Genomic DNA, 1,215 nt, shown 5'->3' with positions numbered 1-1,215 from the left:
TATTGAGTATCGTCAATCTAAACACATTACCCGCTTATATGATTGTTGTCAAAGGCAATCATATAAGCGAATCCTATGCTGAGTACTGTATTCCTAAATGGGAATCGTTAGGATATTCTATAACACGTATAGATGCATATACCCCCGACACTATTCCATCTAGCCCACTGATATTCACAAAGAACTATTCTCGCAAGTATATTAAGAATGGCGATGATGGTAAAATATTTTCTCCGACAGAAATAGCGATATGGTATTCGCACTATCAAACTTGGCAAATAGTTGCAGAAACGAGATCGCCTTCACTAATTTTAGAGCATGATAGTATTCCAAACGATAGCAATATAATCAATTGGAACAGCAGATATGACTTCTGCACTTATGATATAGGTGCTATGGGATGTTATGTTATAAAACCAAAGTTTGTCGATCACATTCATATAGAAATGCTTAAGAATAAGTGGATAATTGATACAGGGCCACTAGGATATATTCATAGAGCATTCCGACTTAGATGGAAAGGCCAAGTAAGATGCTTATTCAAAGATTCTGTTAAGTACGAGCATAGGTCTACTCAGGTCGTAGATGAACGTATAGGTTGGTTAAACGACAGATATAGTGGAACTGAATTTGAAAACATATATCATGAAGATTACTCAAACTCGAAGTTACATAAAAAAGTGATGTTAGACAATATATAAATATACATAGTGCATCCTAACTATAAGAGGAACTATGTTAAATTTTAGTCAATATATTACCGAAGGTCGTTCCCGAGGCGAAGCGATGGAAGACATCATCATCGTCCATCTCAGGCGCGTGCAGCGATCACTCCGCGTGCGCAGATTCTAACAAATACTGCGCGTCCGCTACGGATGGGTCCGGGAGATGTCGCCCGTGCGAAGAATGCGCGACATTTGCCGACGGGATCACGGGGAATTGTCCGGCCATTTGCAACTCCTCGAGCGACGTGCCGGACGCCGATTCGTCTTCGTACACCTCCGAGGAGTTCTTCAACGCGTACACGTACTGGAACAGAGTTAAAGACGAAGGTTTTGAAGAAGGGGTTGTTTCAAATAAAGGGTGCGAATCGTCCGCGATCGCGGCGACGACGTCCACGTCGGGCTCTTTGAAAGGGAGAACCGGGAAATGCGTTCCCTCGTTTACGAAAAAAGACCAAGACAAGTGGTGTTCGATGGAAACGCTGACGCAGAC

General features: G+C 42.4%; 2 protein-coding genes. One reads left to right on the top strand and one right to left on the bottom strand.

The features are described from left to right. On the top strand, positions 1–701 hold a 701-nt coding region (locus tag AC1QQ2_RS14270; RefSeq protein WP_479713635.1), incomplete at its 5' end, for a glycosyltransferase family 25 protein. 127 nt (positions 702–828) lie between these two features. Here AC1QQ2_RS14270 and AC1QQ2_RS14265 read toward each other — a convergent pair. Beyond that, the coding region (locus AC1QQ2_RS14265; protein WP_479713634.1) for a hypothetical protein at positions 829–1,215 on the bottom strand (387 nt) is incomplete at its 5' end.

Source organism: Aestuarium sp. (assembly GCF_023253315.1).
Taxonomy (GTDB): Bacteria; Pseudomonadota; Alphaproteobacteria; order Rhodobacterales; family Rhodobacteraceae; genus Marivivens; species Marivivens donghaensis.
Note: the sequence above shows the minus strand (reverse complement) of the source record. Positions and strands in the feature narration are given on the sequence as shown.